This is a genomic window from Magnetococcales bacterium, from assembly GCA_015232395.1.
Classification (GTDB): Bacteria; Pseudomonadota; Magnetococcia; order Magnetococcales; family JADFZT01; genus JADFZT01.
This window is the reverse complement of the sequence record JADFZT010000167.1, coordinates 1-2,671: the sequence shown is the minus strand read 5'-3', so window position 1 is coordinate 2,671 and position 2,671 is coordinate 1. Positions and strand designations below refer to the sequence as shown.

Here is a 2,671-nt window from a genome sequence, read left to right as displayed (position 1 = left end):
TGGGCATCTGAATGCCACAGCTGGCCTCGATAAATTCGCTGAGGCGCTTGAATTCCTTGTCGAAAAGTCCCCCTGAATCGAAAGCCCCCGGGAATACCGGGATATGGCAGTGGGTTTGGAAATATGGCCGGCAGTGGCTGATGGTGGGGGCGGGGCTTGATGTCTGTTTGATTCTGATGGCGCAGGGAGAGGTGTTTTGGGGGGTTCAGGGCTACGGATGGTTTTTTTTGATGCTCGATCTGGGGCTCATTTTCTATCTGATAACCTCCCATGAGCTGCGGGGGCTCTTCGCCGGTTTTTCCGAGGGGTAAGCGGGTGGGGATGGCCGCTGGGAAGCCGTGATTTCAACGGGGCCTGCAACGATCCCTTGCCTGGAGGCGTTCTCTTTCCTAAAGAGTGATCCAGGCCCTGTTCTTTGTAGCGTGTCTCCCTGTTTTTCCCCACGTCGTGTTTTTTGAGACCGTTTTTTGGCTGGCAGCAGCCGGCTGGGGCGGTGGCTGGTGTGAAGCAGCATTGGAGTCGGGGGGATGCCTTGTTGCGCCTGGGAGAAACCGGCCCGGCGGATCCGGGATTATCGATGGTTGGTGACCGCAATCAAGCGGCTGGTGGAGCGAGGTGGATTTTAACGTGAAGATGCAGCCTTGGCCGATGGTATGGCTCTTTTGCATGGTTTTGTTGGTGGCTCCCGGAGCCTGGGCCGAGGGGGATGGCACTTCCCCTTCCTCTCCAGAGGAGGCCATTCAATCATCCTGGGAGGCGCTACAGGAGGTCAAACGCAGCTACGGCCCCGAACACCCCAACAACGTCCCGCCACTCTTGGCCCTGTCGGATCATTATCTGGAACAAAATCGTTTTCAAGAGGCCCAGCCCCTGCTGGAACAAGCCCTTAAAATTCAGGAGCGGACCCTGGGGCCGGATCACCCGGATGTAGCGGAAATTCTCACCCGCTTGACCGAGGTCCACTTCCATGCTGGACGCTTCGCCCAGGTTGAGTCCCTGTTGCGTCGGGCTTTGGATTCATTGAAACGCTCCCTGGGGGAGGCCCATCTCAAAACCGCCCAGGCCCGTCTCAACCTGGCCCGGCTCTATGCCGCCACCCCGGTGGGGGGACAAGCCAAGGCGGTGGAGCTTTTGGAAAACTCCATGCCCATCCTGGAAAAGGGGCTTGGCACCAGCCATCCCCAGGTGGCGGAAGCCCTCTCCATGCTGGGCCATCTCTATGGCGCCACCGGTCGGGGGGGTGAGTCCGAAGCCCTCTATGTCCAATCCTTGAAAATCCGCGAAGAGGTTTTCGGCCCCATGCATCTGCGGGTGGCGGACTCCCTGCGGGATTTGGGGCGGCTTCAAGGGCACCAGGGGCAGTTTTCCCTGGCCGTGGAAAAGCTCCAGCGGGCTCTGGCCATTCGGGAGCGTATTCAGGGTTCGCGCCATCCGGATGTGGCGGATGTGATGAACGATCTGGCCGTGATACACCTGCTCTGGGGCAACAGCGGCAAGACCGAATACTATTTTCGCCAGGCCCTGGCCCTGACCGAACGCCACTACGGCACCGAACATCTTAAAGTAGCCCGTATTCTCAATAACATTGGTGGGATGTATTGGAATCAGGGGCGCCGATTGGCCGCTGAACCCTATTTTGAACGCTCTCTTGCCATCGCCGAAGGGGTGTTTGAGGAAGATCCCCTGGGGCTTGCCAATTGGCTGAATGAGTTGGGGATTCTTTTTCATAAGGAAGGGGCGCTTCAGAAGGCGGGGGAGTTTTTTGAAAGATCCCTCGCCATCGTCATCAAAGCCTATGGGGAGGATGATCCCCAGGTGGCCGTCATCACCCGCAATCTGGCCGCTTTGAGGCATGCCGCCACCGCTTCCCCCACGGCCGCTCCCGGGAGTGCTTCCCAACCTGGAGCCATCTCCAAGACCGACACCCAAACCACCACCCTTGCCCAGGCCTCTGCCGCCAAGCAGGCACGAGGGGCTTCAAGGGCGGGCTCCGCAAATCTCCCCTCCGGCTCTTCCGTCAGCCAAGGGGTTGCAACAACCAGCAGTCAGCAAACCGCTGCGACTGCCAAGACCACATCCACCAAGAGAGCCGCCAAGGCTGCTGCTGCCCCATCCGGGGCTGCTGCCAAAGTCACCCCGACCACACAGAGCGCCACCCAAGCGGCCACCCAAACGGCCACCCGCAAAATAGTGGTCACCAGCCGTCCCACCGCCACCACCCCTCGGAAAGGCCCTCGCAGGGGGTTTTTCGTGCCCATGGCCTGTTATTCCAAAACCGCCCATGCCGACGAATTGGTGGAGAAGGTGCGGGGTTTGAATCTGGCGGTCTATCAAAAGGCGGTTCAGGTACAGGAGCAAAATCTGATCTGTGTCTATGGCGGACCCTATGGCACGCGCATTGAGGCAGAAGCGGCGGCGCGACTGGTGGAAGAACAGGCTGGGGTACGGGATACCCTGATTCGTCAATACCGCAATCGATGAGTGTTGGGGGGGGATCCTCTTGAAGGGGGGGCTGCCTTACTTATAGCCGTTCTATCTCAAAATTGGACACTCTTCCCTGATTCGTCATCCCCATTGGACACTCTATTCCCTGGCTCGTCATCCCCGCGAAGGCGGGGATCCAGGGAGCTGATGATTGCCCTCAAGGAAAAACCAAATCTTCAAGAAAGGT

The 2,671-nt window shown here is 58.9% G+C and carries 2 protein-coding genes; both read left to right on the top strand.

The window, feature by feature from the left end:
• Positions 1 to 56 precede the first annotated feature (56 nt).
• Positions 57 to 311 carry a hypothetical protein gene (locus tag HQL52_20275; protein MBF0371777.1) on the top strand — a complete coding sequence of 85 codons (255 nt, stop codon included), beginning with the start codon at positions 57 to 59 and terminating at the stop codon, positions 309 to 311.
• A gap of 316 nt (positions 312 to 627) precedes the next feature.
• On the top strand, positions 628 to 2,481 hold the full coding sequence (locus tag HQL52_20270; protein MBF0371776.1) for a tetratricopeptide repeat protein: 1,854 nt from the start codon (positions 628 to 630) through the stop codon (positions 2,479 to 2,481).
• Positions 2,482 to 2,671 lie beyond the last annotated feature (190 nt).